Source organism: Streptomyces sp. CB02959, assembly GCF_002803155.1.
GTDB lineage: Bacteria > Actinomycetota > Actinomycetes > Streptomycetales > Streptomycetaceae > Streptomyces.
Genome location: NZ_NNBP01000076.1, coordinates 1 through 4,144, shown reverse-complemented (window position 1 = coordinate 4,144; position 4,144 = coordinate 1). Strand labels below are relative to the sequence as shown.

Annotated in this window: 3 protein-coding genes; all 3 read right to left on the bottom strand. The window is 67.1% G+C overall.

Translation table 11 applies throughout. The annotated features are described in order from the left end of the window. Positions 1-930 precede the first annotated feature (930 nt). Positions 931-1,461 (bottom strand): LuxR C-terminal-related transcriptional regulator, encoded by a 531-nt coding sequence (locus CG747_RS46760; RefSeq protein WP_100607946.1) that lies wholly within the window; start codon positions 1,459-1,461, stop codon positions 931-933. Positions 1,462-1,576: 115 nt separating this feature from the next. After that, a complete protein-coding gene (locus CG747_RS46755) occupies positions 1,577-3,073 on the bottom strand; it encodes an amino acid permease (RefSeq protein ID WP_257981241.1) in 1,497 nt (498 codons plus the stop codon). 16 nt (positions 3,074-3,089) lie between these two features. Further along, positions 3,090-4,043, bottom strand: a complete 954-nt coding sequence (locus tag CG747_RS46750; protein WP_100607945.1) for a hypothetical protein — start codon at positions 4,041-4,043, stop codon at positions 3,090-3,092. Between the last annotated feature and the right edge of the window lie 101 nt (positions 4,044-4,144).

Sequence of the window (4,144 nt, the reverse complement as noted above, 5' to 3'; positions counted from 1 at the left end):
GTCAACGCCGTGATCACGGACGACGTGTGGCACCGGTTCGGGATACCTGGCGTCCTCTTCCGCGTGGATTGTCGTCGGGAGCCACGGCGAATGGACTGACGAGCCACAGCGTGAGGCGCCAGTGCGTGACTCCTGTCGCCTCACGGCCTTTGAATGCCCCGGAAGCCACTCAGGGACCTGCCCAGCTCGCTGTGTTCGAGGTGGATTTCCATCCGTGCTCCTACGGGTTCTGCCCGAACCGCCGGGCCTATGACGCGGTTGCTGAGGTACGCCATTTCGCGTTCCCTTCCCACGAGTGGGTGGTGGAGGGCGATATCAAAGCCTGCTTCGATGAAATCTCGCACGTTGCCCTGATGGACAGGGTGCGAAGTCGCCTTGCGGACAAGCGTGTTCTGGCCCTGGTGATGGCGTTCTTGAAAGCAGGCGTCCTCGGAGAGGACCACGTGCTGCGAGAGAGCAACACCGGGACCCAGCAAGGGTCGTTCTCTCGCCCCGGCTCAGCAGTGTGGCCCTCACGGTGCTGGACGACTACATCGCCCAGTCCCCGGGCGGCCCCAACGCCGGGCAGGTGCTCCGGGCCAAGCGTCGCCGCCATGGCATGCGGCTCATCCGCTACGCGGACCTATGCCGAACTCGGCATAGATCGGCGTACCGGCGCAGTGAGACCTTCCCGGCATCCGGGTCGATGTAGGTGTTCTCGCGCTTGTCGTTCTCCTTCACTTGGGTGCAGACGGAGATGTCAGTCGCAGACGGCGTGGAGGAGCCACATCAGACCGGCCCATCCGAAGAGCAGCATTGCGATGCCAAACCCCATCAGGATGAGCGCGATTACAGGTACAGGAGGTTCTGGTGTGGGTGGCTCGGGAGGTGGGTGTCCCTGGGCGTGGGCGGCGCGGAGGCAGTCCGGGCAGTCCGGGTGGTGGGGCATGGCTACGGTGTCACCTCGCCGGAGTGCCTGGGGCCAGTTGCCCTTTCAACTGCCGGTGTTGAAGCCGAGAGAGGGGTGTCGACGGACTCGGATTCGTTGACGATTCCGAACTCCCATGCCCGTGTAATCAAGTGGGCGTCGTTCCTTGCCTCCCACTTCTCCCTGAGCTTCTTGAGGTGGGACTTGACGCTGCAATGGGACAACTCGTGGGTGCTGTGCTGAGCGATCTGGGCGTGGGTGGCGCCGGTGGCCAGCAGCCGGAGGATCTCGATGTCAGTCTCGTCGGCGTTGTGGGGCGGCTGGATGCGTTCAGGGCGGGGCAACTGCTCGCGGGTGTAGCTGCGGTGGATGAGAGCGGCCCGGTTGTTCACGCTCAGCTTGTACTGGGCGTGCCGGAGATGACCGTCGACCGTGCCTCGGGCGAGGCGTAGCTTGATGGCTATTTCGCCGCTGGTCAGGCCGCCCGCCACGTGCTGGGTGACGCGGCTCTCGGCGGGGGTGAGGCTGTCGATCGGAGTAGCAGGTGTGGGCATTTGTGGCCTTCGGTGTGGGCAGGGGTGCGCTGAGTGGGGCCGCAGTGTCGGAGGCGGTCCATATCTGTGGCCGACCGCTGCGGAGGGGGTGTCGACGGGAGGGGGAGGGAGCGCGTCAGATGACCTCGCTCTCCAGGGCGGCCAGGTCGCGGTCGGTGGGGCCCGCTGGCGTTGCGCAGTTGTGCTTGGCCAGCCACCACCACACGGTTGCCACGGCCAGCACCACGACGAGAGCGATCGGCGCGTAGTTGAAGGTGTCGAGGGTGACCGGAGTGTGTTGCGGAAGGCAGAACAGGACCGTCGCGCAGAGCACCCATGCCACCGCCACAGTGGCGACGGGAAGGCTCCAGCGGCCCAGGTTCCACGGGCCGGGTGTGAAGCGGTGCCGGTGTCGGATGCGTAGGAAGATCGGGAGGGCGTAGGCGGGGGTGATGCCGATGACGTCGATCGCGGTCACCGCGCTGTAGGCGGTCGTGCTGTGCAGCGCCGGCAGCGTCAGTACCGCGGCGCTGCCGACCGACAGCCACACTGCTGCCTTCGGCGTGCCGTTGCTCACCCGTTGCCAGACCTGCCAGCCGGGCAGAGCGCGGTCCCTGGAGAAGGCGAAGACCATTCGGGAGGCGGCGACGGTCCCGACGGTGCCGCAGAACAACTGCGCGACGATCACGATGAGCAGCAGCGCCTTCGCTGCTCCCGGGCCGAGGGCGTCGTGGAAGATTTGCGCTGGCGGGACGTCGGCGGCCTGGGTGGTGGCGTAGTCCTGGATGGCGAAGGTGAGCCCGGCCAGCAGCGCGAACCCGGCGGCCCACGACCAGACGATGGCCCGCAGGATGCCGCGCGGTGCGGCGACCTGCGCGTTGGTGGTCTCCTCCGACAGATGCGCGGAGGCGTCGTACCCGGAGAAGGTGTACTGGGCCATGAGCAACCCGATGAGGGCGACGTACCAGGACGAGCTGAAGCCGGTGTTGTTGACGAAAGCGAAGGCGAACGAGGTGGAGTGGTGATGTGAGGGGATCAGGAGCAGGGCGCCGACGATGACGGCGACGCCGGCCAGATGCCACCACACGCTGACCACGTTCAGGGTGTTGATCAGGCGCACGCCCTGGACGTTGAGGACGGCGTGCAGCAGCAGGATCGCGAGGAAGACCACGAAGGTGGTGCCCGGGCCTGCCGTGGTGTCGAACTGCATGGTGAGGAAGGCGGAGGTGAACTGGGCGCAGCCGTAGTCGGTGGCGGCGATTGCGGCCACCAGGCCCAGGAGGTTGAGCCAGCCGGTGTACCAGCCCCACCGTCGGCCGCCGAGTTTGTGGGACATGAAGTAGAGGGCGCCGCTGGTCGGGTAGGCGGAGGTGACCTCGGCCAGGCCGGCGCCGACGAACAGCACCATGGCCCCGACCGCCACCCAGCCCCACAGCATCACTGCGGGGCCGTCGGTCGTCATACCGAAGCCGTACATCGTCATGCAGCCCGAAAGGACGCTGATGACGGTGAAGCTCGCGCCTGCGTTCCCGAACGCGGTCATCCGACGGCTGAGCTGCTGCTCGTAGCCCAGTTCCCGGAGCACCAGGTCGTCGGTGCTGCTGCCGGGGGAGTGGCGAGACGTGCCGGACACGAAACCTCCAAGCGGGTCAACGAGCGATCTGGGGAGGGAGTCCTACGGGGAGCGGCGTGGGCGGGCGGCGCTTGGCCGCTGCTGCGGCGGACTCTGTGCGCGCTCGAAGGAACAGGACCGCCGGGGCGTCGGGTCGGGAGCCGTAGTCGTGCACCGAGGCCCACGGTTCCCGGGTCGCATACGGGCCCAAGGCATCGAACACCTCACTTGCTTCGGCCAGCTTGTGCGCTGCCCACAGCGCACAAGCCAGGTGACTGAGATCGGTCACCGATCGCAGCACCGGATCGGTGTTGCGGAACCAGAGGTGGAACGCGCGCAGTGTGTAGCCGAGCATGGGTTCCTGCGACCACTGCAGCCGCCACACCGCTGATCGGGGATAGGCTGCGCGGCGTCGGCACAGCTCGGCCATCGCGTAGATCGGCAACAGCAGCAGCGGTGACCCGTCGTGGACCTTCGATGCTCCCCATCGGCCGAAGTCCATGACCTCCGCGAGGGCTGCTGCTTCCAGCACCTGGCGGGCGAGCAGGAAGTGCATCATCCGGTGATACGCCTCCCGGTTGCCAGGATCGCGTTGCTCGACCTGGTGGAACAGTCCCCAGGGGCCGGTCGGCAGCATCGGTTCGGCCGCTTCCTCACGGTGCTCCCGCCAGGCTTGCCGCGTGTCGATCTGGGCCAGGGACAGACGGCACAGCCACGGCACCGGGTCCTGCGGCTCTCCATCGGCCGCGACAAGTGCCGCGCGCCGTGCCCGGTACTCCAGTCCCCACGCGGCACCGTGACGTAGCCGGTGCGCCCGCATCGCCCGCTCCACAGCCACCCGGGCGAGCATGACCCGCGCGTCGTGGCTGTCCGGTTCCTCGGCCAGCCACGCATCCATCACGTTGGTGCTCGCGGCGACGATGCCGAGTACTTGCGTGCGGCTGCTGCGCAGCGGCCAGTTCGATCCGGTCTCGGCAAGGAGGTTGCGCATGGTCAGCCATGTCAATCCCCTCGAACTGTGGAGATCTTCTAAGCGGCCATCTCCGAGGCGGAGTTGGTGCGATGGTCGTATTCGTAGTCGATCGGACTCTG